This window comes from Sciscionella marina DSM 45152 (genome assembly GCF_000379465.1).
Taxonomy (GTDB): Bacteria; Actinomycetota; Actinomycetes; order Mycobacteriales; family Pseudonocardiaceae; genus Sciscionella; species Sciscionella marina.
Genome location: NZ_KB905425.1, coordinates 143,972 through 161,855 on the forward strand (window position 1 = coordinate 143,972; position 17,884 = coordinate 161,855).

19 protein-coding genes are annotated in these 17,884 nt (G+C 68.7%); 6 read left to right on the plus strand and 13 right to left on the minus strand.

All coding sequences use genetic code 11. The features are described 5' to 3' along the window. Window positions 1-9: 9 nt before the first annotated feature. Complete coding sequence (locus A37U_RS52760; RefSeq protein ID WP_020501092.1) at window positions 10-183, minus strand: hypothetical protein; 174 nt, start codon at window positions 181-183, stop codon at window positions 10-12. 41 nt (window positions 184-224) lie between these two features. Here A37U_RS52760 and A37U_RS46745 point away from each other — a divergent pair, with 41 nt between their 5' ends. Beyond that, entirely contained in the window at window positions 225-617 is a 393-nt protein-coding gene (locus tag A37U_RS46745) for an antitoxin (protein ID WP_020501093.1), read from the plus strand. Between the two features lie 14 nt (window positions 618-631). Here the strand turns inward: A37U_RS46745 and A37U_RS0133820 are convergent, their stop codons facing one another. The 10 genes from A37U_RS0133820 to A37U_RS0133865 all read right to left on the minus strand — a co-directional run bounded on the left by A37U_RS0133820 (window position 632) and on the right by A37U_RS0133865 (window position 10,063). Next, window positions 632-1,285 carry an alpha/beta hydrolase gene (locus tag A37U_RS0133820; protein ID WP_020501094.1) on the minus strand — a complete coding sequence of 218 codons (654 nt, stop codon included), beginning with the start codon at window positions 1,283-1,285 and terminating at the stop codon, window positions 632-634. A gap of 25 nt (window positions 1,286-1,310) precedes the next feature. Then, window positions 1,311-1,802 carry a MogA/MoaB family molybdenum cofactor biosynthesis protein gene (locus A37U_RS0133825; protein ID WP_020501095.1) on the minus strand — a complete coding sequence of 164 codons (492 nt, stop codon included), beginning with the start codon at window positions 1,800-1,802 and terminating at the stop codon, window positions 1,311-1,313. A 51-nt stretch (window positions 1,803-1,853) separates the two neighbouring features. Further along, window positions 1,854-2,978 (minus strand): S1C family serine protease, encoded by a 1,125-nt coding sequence (locus tag A37U_RS0133830; protein WP_020501096.1) that lies wholly within the window; start codon window positions 2,976-2,978, stop codon window positions 1,854-1,856. A gap of 16 nt (window positions 2,979-2,994) precedes the next feature. Further along, window positions 2,995-4,107 (minus strand): galactose-1-phosphate uridylyltransferase, encoded by a 1,113-nt coding sequence (galT, locus tag A37U_RS0133835; protein ID WP_020501097.1) that lies wholly within the window; start codon window positions 4,105-4,107, stop codon window positions 2,995-2,997. A gap of 39 nt (window positions 4,108-4,146) precedes the next feature. After that, window positions 4,147-4,944, minus strand: coding sequence for a DeoR/GlpR family DNA-binding transcription regulator (locus tag A37U_RS0133840; RefSeq protein WP_020501098.1), 798 nt, complete (start codon window positions 4,942-4,944; stop codon window positions 4,147-4,149). A 233-nt stretch (window positions 4,945-5,177) separates the two neighbouring features. Beyond that, window positions 5,178-6,575: a sensor histidine kinase gene (locus A37U_RS0133845; RefSeq protein ID WP_020501099.1), complete on the minus strand. Its 1,398-nt coding sequence runs from the start codon at window positions 6,573-6,575 to the stop codon at window positions 5,178-5,180. 28 nt (window positions 6,576-6,603) lie between these two features. Next, complete coding sequence (locus A37U_RS0133850) at window positions 6,604-7,293, minus strand: response regulator transcription factor (protein ID WP_026197897.1); 690 nt, start codon at window positions 7,291-7,293, stop codon at window positions 6,604-6,606. A gap of 71 nt (window positions 7,294-7,364) precedes the next feature. Next, on the minus strand, window positions 7,365-8,525 hold the full coding sequence (locus A37U_RS46750) for a GNAT family N-acetyltransferase (RefSeq protein WP_020501101.1): 1,161 nt from the start codon (window positions 8,523-8,525) through the stop codon (window positions 7,365-7,367). After that, window positions 8,519-9,373, minus strand: coding sequence for a 3-hydroxyacyl-CoA dehydrogenase family protein (locus A37U_RS0133860; RefSeq protein WP_020501102.1), 855 nt, complete (start codon window positions 9,371-9,373; stop codon window positions 8,519-8,521). Before A37U_RS0133860 ends, A37U_RS46750 begins: the two co-directional genes overlap by 7 nt. A 42-nt stretch (window positions 9,374-9,415) precedes the next feature. After that, window positions 9,416-10,063 (minus strand): response regulator, encoded by a 648-nt coding sequence (locus tag A37U_RS0133865; protein ID WP_020501103.1) that lies wholly within the window; start codon window positions 10,061-10,063, stop codon window positions 9,416-9,418. A 133-nt stretch (window positions 10,064-10,196) separates the two neighbouring features. Here A37U_RS0133865 and A37U_RS0133870 point away from each other — a divergent pair, with 133 nt between their 5' ends. Genes A37U_RS0133870 through A37U_RS52765 form a run of 4 tightly spaced genes read left to right on the plus strand, consistent with a single transcriptional unit; the run spans window position 10,197 to window position 13,879 of the window. Next, a complete protein-coding gene (locus tag A37U_RS0133870; protein ID WP_040589450.1) occupies window positions 10,197-10,994 on the plus strand; it encodes an alpha/beta hydrolase in 798 nt (265 codons plus the stop codon). Window positions 10,995-11,020: 26 nt separating this feature from the next. After that, a complete protein-coding gene (locus tag A37U_RS0133875; protein WP_020501105.1) occupies window positions 11,021-11,719 on the plus strand; it encodes a dienelactone hydrolase family protein in 699 nt (232 codons plus the stop codon). After that, window positions 11,716-12,720 carry an NADP-dependent oxidoreductase gene (locus tag A37U_RS0133880; protein WP_020501106.1) on the plus strand — a complete coding sequence of 335 codons (1,005 nt, stop codon included), beginning with the start codon at window positions 11,716-11,718 and terminating at the stop codon, window positions 12,718-12,720. The genes A37U_RS0133875 and A37U_RS0133880 overlap by 4 nt, the downstream gene beginning before the upstream one ends. Next, window positions 12,707-13,879: an FAD-dependent oxidoreductase gene (locus A37U_RS52765; protein WP_020501107.1), complete on the plus strand. Its 1,173-nt coding sequence runs from the start codon at window positions 12,707-12,709 to the stop codon at window positions 13,877-13,879. The genes A37U_RS0133880 and A37U_RS52765 overlap by 14 nt, the downstream gene beginning before the upstream one ends. Before the next feature lie 304 nt (window positions 13,880-14,183). Here the strand turns inward: A37U_RS52765 and A37U_RS0133890 are convergent, their stop codons facing one another. Further along, window positions 14,184-15,488: a citrate synthase gene (locus tag A37U_RS0133890; RefSeq protein WP_020501108.1), complete on the minus strand. Its 1,305-nt coding sequence runs from the start codon at window positions 15,486-15,488 to the stop codon at window positions 14,184-14,186. 194 nt (window positions 15,489-15,682) lie between these two features. After that, window positions 15,683-16,603, minus strand: coding sequence for a carbohydrate kinase family protein (locus A37U_RS0133895; RefSeq protein WP_020501109.1), 921 nt, complete (start codon window positions 16,601-16,603; stop codon window positions 15,683-15,685). A 71-nt stretch (window positions 16,604-16,674) separates the two neighbouring features. Between A37U_RS0133895 and A37U_RS0133900 the strand changes: the two genes are divergently transcribed. Continuing rightward, complete coding sequence (locus A37U_RS0133900) at window positions 16,675-17,817, plus strand: acyl-CoA dehydrogenase family protein (RefSeq protein WP_026197901.1); 1,143 nt, start codon at window positions 16,675-16,677, stop codon at window positions 17,815-17,817. Window positions 17,818-17,884 lie beyond the last annotated feature (67 nt).

The following is a 17,884-nucleotide window of genomic DNA, read 5'->3' on the forward strand; positions in this document are numbered from 1 at the left end:
GGCCGCGCGTCAGCCGTGGTGTGGCGGACGGTCGCTGAGGTACTCCGCATCCGTCCGGCCATGCCGACCGGCTTCATCGCGCTCATCGGCGGTGGTGTCCGGCAGCACCGAACCGAACACCGCATCGAGCCGGGCGCGCCTGGCCGCGCGCTCGCGCTGTTCGGACTGCTCATCTGGCCGCATGCCGGTATTGTCCCAGAGTACGACGAAGTAGGAGCGAGCTCATGAGCTTCATGGACAAGGCGAAGGATTTCGCCAATCAAGCAAGGGATAGGGCGACCGAACTCGCGGCCGAGGCGGCCGAGAAGGCGGGACCGCTCGCCGAGAAGGTCGCGGACAAAGCGGGCCCGATCGCCGAGCGCGCGGCGGATTTCACGGCCAAGGGCGTGGACACTGCGGCATCCAGCCTGGACAAGGCGACCGGCGGGCGCTACAGCGACCAGATCAACTCGGTGAGCAGCAAGATCGGCGAGGCCCTCGAACGCCCCGAGGACTCCGCGGGAACCCAGGATTCCGCGGGCGGTCAGGGGTCGACGGCCGGTCAGGATTCGGCGGCCAAACCGGGGGAGCAGGACAAGCCGGAGGAGCCGAAGCCACCCCAGGGCGGCACTGCCTGATCGACCGAGCCCGATCACTCGCTCAGGATGCGGGCGGCGAGCTCATGCGCGTGGCTGAGCACGGCCAGGTGACCACCGGGCGTCTCCTCGGCGGCCAGGCCGAGCCGTTCGCGTCCGAGGCGGCGCATGAACGCGGCGGGGAACAGGCGGTCCTCCTGGAACAGGACGAACCTGGTCGGCACGTCCGGCCAGCCGTCCAGCGGCCATGGCTGGTCGAACGGGGTGCCCGCCTGTGCGCGCTCGCACTCCCGTGCCTTGGCCCGTAGTTCGGGCGAAAAGCCGTGGTAGAAGAGCTCCTCAGGGTCCTCGTGGTCGAACCCGGTCGCGCGCTGGGCCGCCACCTGGCCGGTGTTCACCCACCACTGCCGTGGCCGTTCGCCCGCGACCGGAACCATGGCACCGAGCAGGACGACCGAGCGGACGCGCAGCCGCGCGCAGGCCAGCGGGGCGAAGAAGCCACTGAAGGAGTGCGCGACCAGTACCGGGTCCGGGTACCCGGCGGCGGCCTGGACAACGGCCCCGGCGTACTCCGCGAGACCGCAGGACTCGTCCGCGCTCGGCAGCTCGACGGCGAGCGCGGTGTGCCCACGGGCGCGCAATTCGGCGGCGAGGGGATCCCAGCAGTTCGCGGCGTATCCCGCGCCCGGAATGAGGACGAAGGTACTCACGGCCGTCTCCTCGCCGGTGCCCGGATCAGAGGCCGGAGAGTTCCTCGATCACGTGCGGGACAAGGGAGGCGAGAGTCGCCATACCGTCGCGTACCGCGGAACGGGAAGCGGCGAGGTTGACCACGAGGGTGCTCCCGGAGACGCCGACGAGGCCACGGGAGATACCCGCGTCGACCGCGCCCGCGGCGAGGCCGGAGGAGCGCAGTGCCTCGGCGATGCCCGGGATCGGCCGGTCCAGCACACCGGCGGTGGCGTCCGGGGTGACATCCCGCGGCGAGACCCCGGTCCCGCCGACGGTGATGACCAGGTCCACACCGCCGATGACGGCGGTGTTCAGCGCATTCCGGATGTCGACGGCCTCACCGCGCACCGCGACGACGCCGTCGACGATGAACCCTGCTTCCTCGAGCAGCTCGGTGACAAGCGGTCCCATCGTGTCTTCGTGTTCGGTGTGCGTGACCCGGTCGTCCACGATGACCACGAGCGCGCGCCCGACCCGCAGGGTGCTTCGTTCCATACGGAACACCGTAACGGGTACGCCCGTCCGGTTCTCCGCCGGGAAACCGGTTCAGCGCCGCCCGACCTGCTTGCCATCGAGGGTGGCGCGCACGGTGCGGGAACCGGCCGCGAGGCTCAGCGTCGTGCCCGGGGCGGCCGCATGCACCGCGGCCACGAGGGCGTCCGCGGAGTCGATCGGGCGCCCGTCCACCCCGGTGATCACCTCACCGGTCTGGATGCCCGCGCGCTGGCCGGGGCCACCCGGGGTGACCTCGATGACCACGGCGCCGCGGCGGGGATCGTCGCGCACGCTGACCCCGAGCACGGCCTGGGTGGTGGTGCCCTTCTCGGCGAGGTCCCTGCCGATCCGCTTGGCCTGGTCGATGGGGATGGCGAAACCGAGCCCGAGATTGCCGCGCGGTTCCTCACCGTTGCCGAGCCCACTGGTCGGCGGGCTGTAGATCGCCGAGTTGATGGCCACCACGGTGCCGTCGAGCGCGACCAGCGGGCCACCGGAGTTGCCGGGGTTGATGGCGGCATCGGTCTGCACCGCGTCCATCACGGTCGCCTGCTCGCCCTGACCGCCGCCGGCGCGGGTCGGCCGATGCAGCGCGGAGACGATCCCGGTGGTCACGGTGCCCGCGAGGCGGAACGGGGCACCGAAGGCGACGACCTGCTGGCCGACCCGCAGGCTGTCGGAGCGCCCGAAGTTCGCCGCGGGAACTTCACCGACGCCCTCGGCGCGTACCACGGCGAGATCGGAGGTCGGGTCGGTGCCGACCACCCGGACCGTCGCGGTGCGCCCGTCCTGCCAGTAGGCGACGAGCGAATCCCCGCCGCCTCCGGTGACGACGTGCTCGTTGGTCAGGATCAGCCCGTCATGGCTGAACACCACGCCGGAACCGGTGACCCCACCGCGCCCGCCGGAGGACTGCAGCTCGACGACGGTCGGCAGCACGTGCTGCGCGGTGGCCTCGACGGTGCCCGCGGGCGCGGCCGCGGTGTGTTCGGCGGGCGGCGGCGCGTCCAGGGAGTTCGGGGCGGGTGCCTGGGCGCTCGGCTGCTCATCGGATCCGGCGAGGTAACCGCCGACGGCACCGGCGAGCCCGCCGATGACCAGCACGAGCAGCAGCGCGCCGAAGAACAGGCCACCCCGGAGGTGTCGTGGTGCTCGGTCCGGTTCCTCGGTGTCCACGGCGCCTCCCTGTCGTCTACCCGGCCGCCCTCAGCTTCTCGGCGATCTGTTCCGGGGTGACGTCGTTGATCCACACCGCCATCCCGGACTCCGAGCCCGCCAGGTATTTCAATTTATCCGCACTCCGGCGAATGGAGAACACCTCGAGGTAGAGCCAGGCGAGTTCGCGCCCAGTGTGCACCGGGGCCTGATGCCAGGCGGCGATATAGGGCAGGCGCAGGGCGTAGAGCGCGTCCAGCCGGCGCAGCACGTCGAGATACACGGGCGCGAAATCCTCGCGTTCGGCCTCGGTGAGCGCGGGAATGTCCGGAACCTGCCGGTGCGGGACCAGCTGCACCTGGACCGGCCAGCGCGCGGCCGCGGGCACGAACGCGGTCCAGTGCTCCGATTCGGCGATGATCCGTTCCCGGCTCGCGCGTTCCCCGGTGAGCAGGTCGCCCATCAGCGCCCTTCCGGTGGCGCGCTTGTGTTCCCCCGCGCGGGCGAGCAGTTTCTCGGTCTTCGGGGTGACGAACGGATAGCCGTAGATCTGCCCGTGCGGGTGCGAGAGGGTGACCCCGATGTCCTCACCCCGGTTCTCGAACGGGAAGACCTGTTCCACCCCGGGAATCTCGCCGAGCGCGCTGGTGCGGTCCGCGAGCGCGTCCACGACGCTGCGCACCCGGGAGGGGGAGAGCTCGGCGAACGAGCTGGAGTGTTCGGAGGTGAAGCAGACGACCTCGCAGCGCCCGCGTCCCGGCGCCCTGCGCACCAGCGGGATCCCGGGCACCACCTCGGTCCTGACGTCCGGGACCTCGGTCGCGAACGAGGGGAAGCGGTTCTCGAAGACGGCGACGTCGTAATCGGATTCGGGGATCTCGCTCGGATGCCCGGGTGCTGAGGGGCACAGCGGGCAGACCTCGGCGGGTGGTTTATAGGTGCGGGTCTGGCGGTGCGCGGCGAGGCCGACCCATTCCCCGGAGAGCGGGTCGAGCCGGATCTCCGAGTACGGCGCGGGTTCCGGGAGGTCTCTGGTGTCCACGGCCGTGCGCGCGGGCGCGTCCGGGGAGTCGTCGAAGTAGACGATCTCCCGGCCATCGGCGAGTTTCGCGGTTGTCTTGCGCACGCGGCGGGTGTTCTCCGTTCTCATCGGCTCTCAACGGCCTTCATCGGATCTGGCTCATCGGTGTCACGCGGTCGCCGAGCCCCTGCGGTGCGGGGCGGCGATGTGCAGCTCACCGACGTGTTCGGAGAGCACGGTACGCGCATCCTCCTCGATGCGGTCATCGGTGACCAGGACATCGGCCTCGGTGAGGTCCGCGATCGTGGAGATGCCGACGGTGCCCCACTTGGTGTGGTCGGCGAGCACGACGGTGCGCGCGGCCGCGTCGATGAACGCCCGGTTCGCCTGGCCCTCTTCCAGGTTCGGCGTGGTGAACCCGGACCGGGCCGCCATCCCGTGCACCCCGAGGAAGAGCAGGTCCAGGTGCAGGTTCGCCATGGTGTTGACCGCGATCGGCCCGACGAGCGCGTCCGATGGGGTGCGCACCCCGCCGGTGAGCACCACTGTCCGGTCCGGCCGGTGCGGGCTCTGCAGCACCTCGGCGATCCGGGTGGAGTTCGTGACGATGGTCAGGTCGGGGATGTCGGCGAGGTAATGGGCCAGGGTCCAGGTCGTGGTTCCCGCGGAGAGGCCGAGCGCGGTGGACGGGCGGACGATCTTCGCGGCGAGTGCCCCGATCGCTTCCTTCTCCACGAGCTGGCGCACCGATTTCGCCTCGAACCCCGGTTCCTCGGTGCTGTTCCCGACGACCGAGGTCGCCCCGCCGTACACTTTGTCGACAAGTCCACGTCCGGCGAGCACATCCAGATCGCGGCGCACCGTCATATCGGAAACCCCGAGTTGCTCGACGAGTTCGCTGACCCGGACCGCGCCCGTCTTGCGCACCTGTTCAAGGATCAGCGACTGCCGCTGCCGCGCCAGCACTGTGCCACCTCTATTCGCCCCGACCGTGGAACAATCAAGATTCTACACAGTCGAACACTTGAGAGTCAGACGGAAAGACGGCATTGTTGCCGACAACAGGCGCACATGAGACCAGTTCGTCACCGAGCTCGGTGGCCGCACACGCACCGAATCCAACAGACTCGAACATCTCGCCCAGGTGGCCGATCAAGCTCACCGAACGGCCCAATGGGCGCGCGCGGTCCGTGGCCGGATCAGGCCGGTGCGCCGGGCAGCCGGATCGTCAGCAGCGCACCGCCGCCGATGGAGCGCCCGGCGAACACGGTACCGCCGTGCCGCACGATCGACTGCTTCACGATGGCCAGTCCGAGCCCGGAACCGGGCATGGTGCGCGCCTCGGAGGACCGGTAGAAGCGCTCGAACACCTTGGGCAGATCGGCATCGGTGATCCCGGGCCCGGAATCGGCGACCTCGATGGTCACCGTGCCGTCCCCGGTCGGCGCCATGCGCAGCGCGACGGTGCCCTCGGACGGGCTGAACTTCACCGCGTTGTCCAGCAGGTTCAGCACCGCACGCTCGAGCGTGGCCGGATCGCCCTCGAGCACCCATGGGCAGAGGCTCACCTCGAAGCGAATGTCACCCGCGCGGCGTTGGGCGCGTTCCACGGCCCGCTCCACGACATCGTTCAGCTCGACCCGCTCGGACACGATCTCGGCCCCGTCCTCGCGGGCGAGTTCCACCAGATCCCCGATCAGCGTGGTCAGCTCGTCGAGCTGGGCGCGCACATCCGCATAGATCTCCTCGCGGTCGGTCTCGGTGAGCGTCGGACCGCTGTGCGAGCTCGCGGCCTTCTCCGAGGCGACGAGCAGTTCCACGTTGGTGCGCAGCGAGGTGAGCGGGGTGCGCAGTTCGTGCCCCGCGTCGGCGACCAGCTGGCGTTGCCGTTCCTGAGACAGGGCGACCGCGGCGAGCATCGCGTTGAAACTGGTCGTCATCCTGGCGAGCTCGTCGTCCCCGGTGACCGGGATCGGGCGCAGGTCATTGGTCGCGGCGACCCGTTCGGTGGCCGCGGTGAGCCGCTGTACCGGGAGCAGCCCGCCGCGGGCCACGGCGGTCCCGGCGAGCGCGGCGACCACGATCCCCGCCCCGGAGACCACGATCAGTACCAGGGCCAGCCGTTTGAGCACTTCTTTCTGCGGGGCCAACGATTGCGCGACCACCAGGGCGTACCCGTCGAGGTAGGGCACCGCCACGACCTGCCTGCCCTGCTCGACGCGGGTGGAATAGGCCGCCGTCCCCTCGGCGACCTCCCGCTCGTCGGCACCGATGAGGGAGTCGTTGAAGGCGCGGGAATCCCGCCCGACCACGTGCGAGTCGCCGTTCACGTCGACCACGTCGAAGCTGGTATCCGAGACCGCGAGCTGATTGCCGAAAGTCAGCGTGAGCCCGCCACGGTCCGGGCTCGGTGCCTGCTTGGATGCCGCGTAGGCGCGCTGCAGCAGATCGGTGCCGACCTGGCCGTACAGATTGGACTGCACGGTGAGGAAGGCACCGAGCGAGACGACCGCGACCGCGCCCGCCACGCATACGGCGGTGAGCAGGGTCAGCCGCGCCCGCAGTGAGAACCGCCTGCCCGATACCTCTTGCCTCACCCCGATGACCCCGGTGTCCTCGATGTGCTCACGGCGGGGTCTCGCGCAGCACGTAACCGACGCCGCGCACGGTGTGAATCAGCCGTGGTTCCCCGTCCGCCTCGGTCTTGCGGCGCAGGTAACCGACATAGACCTCGAGCGCGTTTCCCGAGGTGGGGAAGTCGTATCCCCACACATCCTCGAGGATGCGGCCCCTGGTCAGCACCTGCTTCGGGTGCGCCATGAACAGCTCGAGCAGGGCGAACTCGGTCCGGGTGAGGCTCATGGAGCGCTCGCCCCTGCGTACCTCGCGGGTGCCGGGGTCCAGTTCCAGATCGGCGAACCGCATCGCCGGGGTGTTGGCCTGTTCGGCCTCGGCCGCCGAACGGCGCAGCAGGGCGCGCATCCGGGCGAGCAGTTCCTCGAGGGCGAACGGTTTGGGCAGGTAGTCATCGGCGCCCGCGTCCAGTCCGGAGACCCGGTCGGAGACGGCATCACGCGCGGTGAGTACGAGTATGGGCAGGTCATCGCCTTCGCCGCGCAGCCGCCTGCACACTTCGAGCCCGTCGAGGCGGGGCATCATCACGTCGAGCACCATCGCGTCCGGGCGCGCATCGGCGATCAGCTCCAGCGCCTGCTGACCGTCTCCGGCCAGTTCCACCTGGTAGCCGTTGAACTGCAACGAGCGCCGCAGCGATTCGCGCACGGCACGATCGTCGTCGACGACAAGGATCCGCATGAACACAGTGTTACCCACCAAGCTGAGACCGCGCTGAGTCCACCGAGGGATTTCAGCTGGCCGTGGACCGGTCACCACACATGGTTACCGAGTCTGGGCACCCTCGGTGCACCGGTGAGCGTGTCCAGCACCGCGTCGTGTTCCCGGTCACCCGCGGCGAGCCCGTTGCGCCGCAGTGAGTCCATGGTCGCGGTGCCCCCGAACCAGGCGGCGATCCCGCGCGCGGTGAACCGGACCGCCCCGCTGCCGCCGCGGTGCACGCCGACCTCGCCGTCCACCTCGATCCGGTACCGCCCGGCCTGCCATGGCGCGACCTCGTCGATCAGTTCGATGTCCACCGCGGCCGGGCGCAGGAGTTCGGCGCTCGGCCAACCGCGGGCGTGCAGCGCGGCCTCCAGGTCCACGACGCGCAGCATCCAGGGGTGCGTGTACACGGTGCTGAACTCCGGCCACCCGAGCACCAGGTCGTGCACCGCGGGGTCGAGCACCGGCAGCCGGACCTCGTCGAGCTGCCCGGACCAGCTGGCCAGCGAGCCGAGCAGGGCCAGCGCGGTGTCCCGGTCGCGGGCGATGAAGTCCTGCACCTGCAGCCAGGGCTCGTTCTCCCGGCGCGCGGTCAGGTAGCCGCGGCCGTCCACGAGCTCGCCCACATCGGCGGAGAGCACATCCGCTGCCGGGTAGCCGAGCTCATCGCGGTCGAGCATGCCGTCCACTCCGGAGGCGAACTCGGTGTACCACTTGCGCATGCTGTCCACATCGGACTCGCGTGGCCTGCGAATGCTCGCCTCGCCGACCGGTTTCCCGGCCAGCCGCAGGAATTCCGGGCGCAGCGATACCGACTGCCCGACCCCGCAGTACTCCCAGCCGTTGGCCCGGTAGAGCGGCGGGACCGAGGCGAACAGCGCGCTGATCGCCTGGCCGTGTTCGCGCATCGATTCGAGGCAGGCGCGCAGGAGCTGCCCGGCGATCCCGTGCCCGCGCGCGTGCGGGGCCACGCAGACCGCGGCGACCCCGCCCATCGGCACCGAGCGGCCGCCGAAGAACTGGCCGTGCGCGTGCACCCGGGCGAATCCGGCCAGCGCGCGGGCGTCCTCGACCACGAACCCGCGCCACCCGTCCCGTGCGGCCTCCCAGGCCGCGCTGATGCGTGGCCCGCCGAAGGCCAGCCTGCGCAGCTGGAAGGCCGGTTCGCGGTCCTCGATGGTGTAAGGCCGGACGGTGAACTTCACCATGTGAAGAACCCGCGGCCGGTTTTGCGGCCCAGCTCTCCGCGTTCGACTTTCTCCCGCAGCAGCTTCGGCGGCTCGAACCGCGGGCCGAGCTCCACGGCGAGGTGTTCGGCAATGGCCAGCCGCACATCGAGCCCGACGAGGTCGGTCAGCCGCAGCGGGCCCATCGGCCAGCGGTAGCCGAGCGTCATCCCGGTGTCGATGTCCTCCGCGCCGGCGACCCCGTCCTCGAGCATCCGGATAGCTTCGAGCCCGACCGCGACACCGAGCCGGGAGGTGGCGAACCCGGGGAAGTCCCGCACCTCGATTCCGGTCTTGCCGAGCGCGTCCACGAAGGACCGAGCACTGGCCAGGATCCGCTCGTCCAGGTCTTCGTGTATCACCAGTTCCACGAGCTGTTGTGCGGGAACCGGGTTGAAGAAGTGCATGCCGACCACTCGTTCGCGCGCGCCCGCTCGCGCGATGGCGCCGATCGAGAGCGAGGAGGTGTTCGTGGCGAGCACCGCGTCCGGGCAGACCGTCCCGAGCTCGGCGATCACCTGCTGCTTGAGCTCGAGCCGTTCCGGCACGGCCTCCACGACGAGGCCCGCGTTCTCCGGTAGCCCGGCGATCGAGTCCACAGTGGACAGGTGGGCGAGCAGCTTCTCCGGTGTGATGCCGAGCTTACCGCGCTCGGCGGCCTTGTTCAGCGAGGCGGCGACCGCGTCCCGGGCCGCCGCGGCGCGTTCCGCGGAAGCCTCGGCGACGGTCACCTTCGAACCGCGTTCGAGCAGTACGTGGGCGATTCCCGCGCCCATCGTTCCGCCACCGACCACCCCAGTCACTTCAGGTACCTGCACATCGGCCGTCATAACCGGACGGTACCGCGTCGCGCAGGGCGTCTGGATGTGTTCTCAGGCGATGAGTCCGCCCCGATAGGCGACGAGCGCCGCTTGGACCCGGTTCACCGCGCCGATCTTGCCGAGCACCGAGGACACATAGCCCTTCACGGTGGCCTCGGAGAGGTGCAGCCGCCCGCCGATCTCCGCGTTCGAGAGCCCCTGGCCGATCAGCGCGAGGACATCCCGTTCCCGCGCGGAAAGCGAGTCGAGCATCCGCCGCGCCGGTTCGGCCGCGCGTTCCCCGTCGGCCACGGTGGCCAGCACTCGCGCGGCGACCCCGGGATCGAGCACCGCCCCGCCCGCGGCCAGATCCCGCACCGCGCGCACGAGCTGGTGCGGATCGGTGTCCTTGAGCAGGAAGCCGCTCGCCCCGATGCGCAGCGCCTCGCTCACGTACTCGTCCACGTCGAACGTGGTCAGCATGGCCACCGAGGGGGGATGCGGCAGGATGCGCAGTTTGCGCAGTGCGGCGAGCCCGTCCGTGGTGCGCATCCGGATGTCGAGCAGTACGACATCCGGCTGGTGGCGGAGCGCGAGTTCGGGGACCCCGATCCCGTCATCGCATTCGGCGACGATCTCGATGTCCCCCGCGCTGGACAGGATCATGCGCAGCCCTGATCGGACGAGGTCCTCGTCGTCGGCAAGCAGCACCTTGATCACGTTCGTCTGGCCCCTTTCCCGCGCTCTTGAACTGTGAGAGGGAAATGACGCCTCCGTGGTGACGTCTGTACTAAGTGTTTCACACTATTGGGTGAGGCGTCGCTCACTCTGGTGATTGTGCTGGACTTGAGCCATGAATTCGTTCGCTTTGCCGGGTCATGCAGGCACCCTTGCCGTGCGGCACTGGCCGAATTCGTCCGCGCGATTCCTGGTCGTGCTCTCGCACGGTTACGGTGAGCACCTTGGCCGATACGGTCCGCTCGCGGAGGCCCTGTGCGGGGCGGGAGCCGCGGTGGTCGGTGCCGATCATGTGGGTCACGGGGAGTCCGAGGGGGAGCGGGTGCTCATCGAGGACTTCGAATCGGTCGTGGACGATGTGCGGCGCGTCGCCCAGTGGGCGGGCACCGAATACCCTGGCCTTCCGCTGGTGCTGCTCGGGCACTCGCTCGGCGGGATGATCGCCGCGCGGTACGCCCAGCGGTTCCCGGAGGACCTGACCGCGCTCGTGCTCTCCAGCCCGGTCCTGGGCACCTGGCAGGCGGTCGATCAACTCGAGTACGAGGAGATCCCGGACGAGCCGATCGACGTGTCCACGCTGTCCCGGGATCCGGCCGTCGGGCAGGCCTACGCCCAGGACCCGCTGATCTGGCACGGCCCGTTCAAGCGCGCCACCCTCGAGGCGATCGATCGCTGCCTGACCACCATCGACTTCGACCATCCGCTCGGCGATGCGCTGCCCTGCCTGTGGGTGCACGGGGACGAGGACGAGCTGGTGCCGATCGCCGAGACCAGGACGGGCATGGACCGCATCCGGGGCCTCGCGTTCACCGAGCGGATCTACCCGGGAGCCCGGCACGAACTGTTCAACGAGACCAATGCCGACGAGGTCCGAGCTGACCTGATCGGGTTCCTGACACGGCTTCTCGGATGAGCTACCGGTGAGTACGGTCTTGGTGTATGGATATCACCGTTCCCACCATCTCCGGCGATCAGATCAGTGGCTATCTCGCCGAGCCGCTGCGTGCCGGTAATCATCCCGGTGTCGTGGTCATCCACGATGCGATCGGTCTCTCCGATGACACCAAGGCGATCACCGAGCGGTTCGCCAGCGCCGGTTATCTCGCGCTCGCCCCGAACCTGTACAGCAGAGGCGGGATCCGGTGCATCAAGACCGTGTTCCGCGCCATGCTCTCCGGACAGGGCCCGGCCTTCGACGATATCGACGCCGCGCGCGGCCTGCTCGCCGATCGCCCGGACTGCACCGGAAAAGTCGGCGTCGTCGGATTCTGTATGGGTGGCGGGTTCGCGCTCGTCGCCGCCGCGAAGGGCTTCGACGCCTCGGCGCCGTACTACGGGCAGCTGCCCAAGGATCTTTCCGTCCTGGACGAGGCTTGCCCGATCGTGGCGAGCTTCGGCAAGAAGGACCGCACCCTTCCCGGGGCGGCGGATAAACTGGAAACCAAACTGACCGAGCGGAATATCCCGCACGATGTCATGGAATATCCGAACGCCGGGCACAGTTTCGCCAATCGGATCGCCGGTCCGCTGAACGTGCTCGCGAAATTCACCGGATTCGGCTACTGCCACGAGGAGAGCGAACACGCCTGGCGGCGGGTGCTTTCCTTTTTCGCTGAACACATGGAGGAACGAGAATGACCGAGAATGCCCGCGAATTCCACCTCGCGTCCCGGCCGAGCGGGTGGCCGAAGCTGGAGAACGTCACTCTGGTCGAGACCCCGCTTCCCGGGCTCGAGGATGGGCAGATCCTGGTGCGCAACGAGTTCATCAGCCTCGACCCGGCGATGCGCGGCTGGATGAACGAGGGGCGCAGCTATGCCCCGCCGTTTCAGGTCGGCAAGGCGATGTGGGGCGGCGCGGTCGGCGAGGTTCTCGAGTCCCGCAGCGAGAAGTTCGCCGCCGGTGACCATGTGCTGCACGGCCTCGGCTGGCGGGACAAGGCCATCGTCTCCGCGGGCAGCGCGCGCACGATCGACACCGCGGCCGCGCCGTCCTCGGCCTATCTCGGGGTGCTCGGCATGCCCGGGATGACCGCCTATGTGGGGCTGATCCGCATGGCGGAATTCAAGAAGGGGGATGTCGTCTTCGTGTCCGGCGCGGCAGGAGCAGTCGGTTCGCTCGCCGGGCAGCTCGCCAAGCAGTTCGGCGCGTCGAAGGTCATCGGCAGCGCGGGCTCGGCGGAGAAAGTCCGCTACCTGAAAGAGGAAGTCGGTTTCGACGAGGCCTTCAACTACAAGGACGCCCCGGTCGCCGAATCACTGCGCGCCGCGGCCCCGGACGGTATCGATGTGTACTTCGACAACGTCGGCGGGGACCACCTCGAGGCCGCGCTGTTCGCGATGAACGATTTCGGCCGGATCGCCGCGTGCGGCGCGATCTCCCAGTACAACAACGAAAAGCCCGAGCCCGGACCGCGGAACCTGTTCTTCATCGTTTCGAAGCGGGTCGCCATCCGCGGGTTCATCGTCAGCGACAACTACGATATGGCCGGCCAGTTCACCAAGGAGGTCGCCCCGCTCGTGGTCAATGGCAGCGTCAGCTACCGGGAGACCATCGTGGACGGTCTGGAGAACACCCCGCAGGCCTTCATCGACCTGTTGAGCGGGGCCAATACGGGCAAAATGCTTGTCCGTCTCTGATGCCCTGAACGCCGCGCGGCGGGCGCGGGAACTGGAGGCGCTCACCGCGGGGGAGCGGGTCGATGTGCTCATCGCCGGGCAGGGCGCGATCGCCGCGGCGACCGCGCTCGATGCCGCCGCGCGTGGGCTCTCGGTCTGTCTGCTGACGCCCGGTGACCTGGCCGCGGCGAGCTTCCCCGAACCGCCGGCTTTCGCGCTGAGCCGGCGCGCGATGGCCGAGCAGGCGGCCCGGCTGCGGATCGCGCCCGCTTTGGTGCGTCCGCTGCCGGTGGTCTTTCCGTTGTATGGCGCGCGTTCCGAGCGTTCGCTGGCCGCTCGCCTGCGGATCACCGATGGGCAGCGGATCGGCGCCCGGATACCCGCGCGACTGCTGCCACCTTCGCGGCGGATCCCGGTCGCCGAGGCACTTGCGCTCCTTCCCGGTTTGCGGCAAGCCGAGCTGCGTGGTGCGCTGCTCGCGTTCACCACCTGGATCCCGGATTCGACGAGATATGTTCTCGCCCTGTGCCGTACCGCCGCTGCTTCGGGCGCGCGGATCCTTTCCCACCTGCGTGCCGATGCGTTGCTGGCCACCGGGGCGCTCACCACCGATCTGCGTACCGGCGCGCAGTGTTCGATCCGGGCGCGGGTGGTGATCCGGGTGACCGATCCGCACCGATCGCGGTCGTGGTCTGTGCTGCCCGGTAACGAACGCGCCGGTCTGGTCACCCGTTCATCGAGCGCCTTTCCCCTCGATTCGCAGCACCTGTTGTGTGGGTCCACAGTGGATGGCTTGTGGGCGTGGCCGCGATACCGAGTGCGTGCGCGCGATGGGATTCTCCTCGTGCAGGACGGGAACCAACTGGGTGCCCGGGAGATCGCCGATGCCGCGATCAGGGCGAGCGGGGTGACCGGAAAGCCTTGTGCGACAAGCGAACTGGCCTTGTCCGGAACCCAGAACAACGGGGCGGCCGCGCTCGCCGAACTGGATCCCGAACTCGGCAGGACCCTCCCGGGCACCACACACACCGCGGCCGAAGTCGTCCTCGCCGTGCGCAATGCGGGTGCACTGGACGCCGAGGACGTGCTGACTCACCGGCTCGGCTACGGCGTTCCGCGCTCACCGGAATTGGTTGCAGCGGTGGCTGATCTGGTCGGCCGGACGCTGAACGGACTGTGAATTTCCCGGGCTGCTTCGGTAGGTGCGTCCGGTGAATGTGGTGATTTCGAGTTCGCCGGTGTGGTGGGCGCTGCCTTCGGAGCGCACGCTCGCGACCGGGTACGAGATTTCCGGCCGAATACACCGAAGCCGAGTACACCGTGGAGGTGGGCGCCCGCATGCCGACCGCTACCGGCTCGGCTACATCCGGGCCGTGAAACGCTGAAACCTTTGCCCGGAAAGCATTTCGCCCTGGTCACCGCGTGCACAAGGGAATGTCCCCTTGACGCGGCAGACCAGGGCGAGCGCGTGCTGCGCCGTCAGCTCAGCGCTTGTCCAGCTCTACGAAATCGCGGGCGGCGGCACCCGTGTACAGCTGGCGCGGGCGGCCGATCTTGTTGGCCGGGTCGTTGATCATCTCCCGCCAGTGCGCGATCCAGCCGGGCAGCCGGCCGAGCGCGAACAGCACGGTGAACATCTTGGTCGGGAAGCCCATGGCGCGGTAGATGAGCCCGGTGTAGAAGTCGACGTTCGGGTAGAGCTTGCGCTCCACGAAGTAGTCGTCCTCGAGGGCCCGCTGCTCGAGCTTCTTGGCGATGTCGAGCAGTTCGTCGTCGCCACCGAGCTTGCCGATGATCCGCTCGGCGGTGGCGGCGATGATCTTCGCGCGCGGGTCGTAGTTCTTGTAGACCCGGTGCCCGAAGCCCATCAGCTTCACGCCGTCTTCCTTGTTCTTCACCTTCTTCACGAAGGTGTCCACATCGCCGTGGTCGTCCCGGATGCCCTCGAGCATGTTGAGCACTGCGGCGTTCGCACCGCCGTGCAGCGGGCCGAACAGGGCGTTGATACCCGCGGAGATGGAGGCGAACAGGTTGGCCTCGGAGGAGCCGACGAGCCGCACGGTCGAGGTGGAGCAGTTCTGCTCGTGGTCGGCGTGCAGGATGAACAGCAGGTCGAGCGCCTTGGCGAAATCGGGGTCGATCTCGTAGGGCTCCACCGGCAGCCCGAAGGTCATCCGCAGGAAGTTGTCCACCAGGCCGAGCGAGTTGTCCGGGTACAGGAAGGGCTGTCCCGCCGACTTCTTGTAGGCGTACGCGGCGATCGTCGGCAGCTTCGCGAGCAGGCGCACGGTGGACAGCTCGACGTTCGGTTCGTCGAAGGGGTTCAGTGAGTCCTGGTAGAAGGTCGACAAAGCGGACACCGCGGAGGAGAGCACCGGCATCGGGTGTGCGTCGCGGGGGAAACCGTCGAAGAAGCGCTTGAGGTCTTCGTGCAGCAAGGTGTGCCGCGCGATCCGTTCGGCGAAGTCCTCGTATTGCGCCTTGGTCGGCAGCTCACCGTAAATCAGCAGATACGAGACCTCGATGAAATTCGACCGCTCCGCGAGCTGTTCGATCGGGTACCCGCGGTAACGAAGAATACCCGCATCGCCATCGATATAGGTGATCTCCGAGGAGCACGAAGCGGTGTTCACGAAACCGGGATCAAGGGTCACGTATCCGGTCGACGCCAACAGTTTACCGAGGTCGAGACCCGGCGCGCCCTCGGTGGGCTGACGTACCGCAAGCTCGTATTCACCATCGTCGTGGCGCAGCGCGACGGTTTGGGGTGGGTTGGCCGCGTCTGGCATGCACGTTCCTCTTCACGCGTTGGGCGGGGCGTGCGCGCATGCGGACGTCTGGGAAACCGGTAGGTTCGCGACGGCCCGACCCGTACACCACCCCGTTGGGGTTTCAGTCCTAGTGTGTTCGATGCATACGCTAGCCTTCGCAGTGCGATTAAGCATAACGACGTGAGAAATCACGCAGCGTTCGGTGGCGATATTCACACCATTTCCGCTGCGTACGGGGGTTCCGCGGCGACGCGGGAAACGGTGATCGACGCGGCCTTTCCGGCATAGCGCAGCGCCTCGGACCACTGCTGGGCGGTCAGCGACTCGAGCGCGGCACGGTCCTGGATCCCGTTCTTGTCCAGCCAGGCAAGCAAAGCCCCGTGCACGGTGTCCCCGGCGCCGATGGTGTCCGCGACCGTCACCGGCACCGCGGGCACCTCGATCCGGTCCCCGTTCGGAGTGCGCAGTTCGATGCCGTCCCCGCCCTTGGTGAACACCACGGCGGCCGGACCCGAGGCGCACCACTGTTCGAGGGCTTCCTCGACCGGCTGGTCACCGGCGAGCCATTCCGCGTCGACATCGGAGAGCTTGAGCACCCCGACCGAGGGCAGCCAGGAGCGGAACCGCGCGCGGCAGGCCTCGGCATCGGAGATCAGCGCGGTACGGATGTTCGGGTCGAGCATGGTGACGATCCCGCGGGCCGCCTCGCGGTGCAGCATCACCTCGTAGGCGCTGGCCCCCGGTTCGAGCACCATGGCGCCGAAGCTGGCCAGCGAGAGCGCGGTGACCTCGGCGGGCAGTGGGCCCGGATCGGTGAACATCCGGTCCGCGGTGCCCGCAACGTAGAAGCTGTAGCTGGCCGTGCGCTGCTCGTCGAGCGATACCACCGCCATTGTGGTCGGTTCCGGTCCGCGTTGCAGCAGTTCGGTGCGCACCGCGGACTCTTCGAGGCGGGCGAGCAGTTCGGCGCCGAACCGGTCGGTGGAAAGGCGTGAGCAGAACGCGGTCGGCGAGCCGAGGCGCCCCGCCGCGAGCGCGGCGTTGTACGGGCCGCCGCCGAGTGTCGGGTCCATCAACCTCCCGTGCTCGGTTGGCACAAGGTCAACGAGCGATTCTCCGCCGACGACGATCACGTGGACTCCTTGTATACGGCGCGGGTAAAGTTCCCCGAGAAGATTACGTGGGGACTTTCGGAGGGTTTGTGGTGCCAGTCGAACGACTCCTGCCCAACCGGGAAGCGGCCGATCTGCTCAAGCTCGTCACCGAGATCGCGCGCGAGGAGCTGGCGCCGATCAGTGCCGAATACGAGGCGGCGGAACGGTTTCCGCGCGAGCAGTTCCGCCTGCTGGGGCGTAGCGGGCTGCTCGGCCTTCCGTACCAGGAGCGCTGGGGTGGCGCCGGGCTCGGTTACGAGGTGTACCTGGCCTGCCTCGAAGAGCTCGCCGCGGCCTGGATGACCGTCGGTGTCGGCCTTTCGGTGCACACCATGTCCTGCTACGCGCTGGCCGAGTACGGCACCGACGCGCAGCGGGATCGCTGGCTTCCGGACATGCTCGGCGGGGAGTTGCTCGGTGGCTACGCGCTTTCCGAGACGAACGCGGGTTCCGATCCGGCCTCGATGAGCACCCGCGCGGACGCCGAAGGCGCGCGGTACCGGATCAACGGCACGAAGGCCTGGATCACGCACGGCGGGGTCGCCGATTACTACAAGTTGATGGCGCGCACCGGAGAGGGCTCGCACGGGATCTCCTGTTTCCTCGTGGACGCCGGGATTCCGGGGCTCGAGGCCACACCGCCGGAGAAGAAGATGGGGCTGACCGGTTCGCCGACCACTCAGCTGGTCTTCTCGAACGTCGAGGTGGAGGGGGATCGGCTGCTCGGCGAAGAGGGACAGGGGTTGCCGATCGCGTTGTCCGCGCTGGATTCCGGGCGGCTCGGCATCGCGGCCTGCGCGGTCGGGCTGGCCCGTGCTGCGCTCGATGAGGCGGTCGCCTACGCCAAGGGCCGCAGCCAGTTCGGCCGGCCGATCGCCGATTTCCAGGGCATCGAATTCCTGCTCGCGGACATGGCGGCGGGCGTGGAGACCGGGCGCGCCATGTACGTGGACGCGGCCCGCCGCCGCGATGCCGGTCTCGCCTTCGCCAAGCAGGCATCGATCGCGAAACTCGTCGCGACCGATGCCGCCATGAAGGTGACCACGGACGCGGTCCAGGTGTTCGGCGGCGCCGGATACACCCGCGATTTCCCGGTCGAGCGGTACCTGCGCGAGGCGAAGGTGCCGCAGATCTTCGAGGGCACAAACCAGATCCAGCGCATGGTGATCGCCCGCCATCTGAAGAGTTCCTAGCGCCCCTGTGACCACTGCCGCATTGGCGTGGTCACCGCAGGGAGATAGCATAGATACATGCTTGCAT

Bases quoted from the DNA above. Each gene is read 5' to 3' on its own strand.
- A37U_RS46750 (WP_020501101.1), bottom strand. From the start codon at position 8,525: ATGGTGAAGTTCACCGTCCGGCCTTACACCATCGAGGACCGCGAACCG.
- A37U_RS0133860 (WP_020501102.1), bottom strand. From the start codon at position 9,373: ATGACGGCCGATGTGCAGGTACCTGAAGTGACTGGGGTGGTCGGTGGC.
- A37U_RS46745 (WP_020501093.1), top strand. From the start codon at position 225: ATGAGCTTCATGGACAAGGCGAAGGATTTCGCCAATCAAGCAAGGGAT.
- A37U_RS0133825 (WP_020501095.1), bottom strand. From the start codon at position 1,802: ATGGAACGAAGCACCCTGCGGGTCGGGCGCGCGCTCGTGGTCATCGTG.
- galT (WP_020501097.1), bottom strand. From the start codon at position 4,107: ATGAGAACGGAGAACACCCGCCGCGTGCGCAAGACAACCGCGAAACTC.
- A37U_RS0133850 (WP_026197897.1), bottom strand. From the start codon at position 7,293: ATGCGGATCCTTGTCGTCGACGACGATCGTGCCGTGCGCGAATCGCTG.
- A37U_RS52760 (WP_020501092.1), bottom strand. From the start codon at position 183: ATGCGGCCAGATGAGCAGTCCGAACAGCGCGAGCGCGCGGCCAGGCGC.
- A37U_RS0133870 (WP_040589450.1), top strand. From the start codon at position 10,197: ATGAATTCGTTCGCTTTGCCGGGTCATGCAGGCACCCTTGCCGTGCGG.
- A37U_RS0133880 (WP_020501106.1), top strand. From the start codon at position 11,716: ATGACCGAGAATGCCCGCGAATTCCACCTCGCGTCCCGGCCGAGCGGG.
- A37U_RS0133875 (WP_020501105.1), top strand. From the start codon at position 11,021: ATGGATATCACCGTTCCCACCATCTCCGGCGATCAGATCAGTGGCTAT.
- A37U_RS0133890 (WP_020501108.1), bottom strand. From the start codon at position 15,488: ATGCCAGACGCGGCCAACCCACCCCAAACCGTCGCGCTGCGCCACGAC.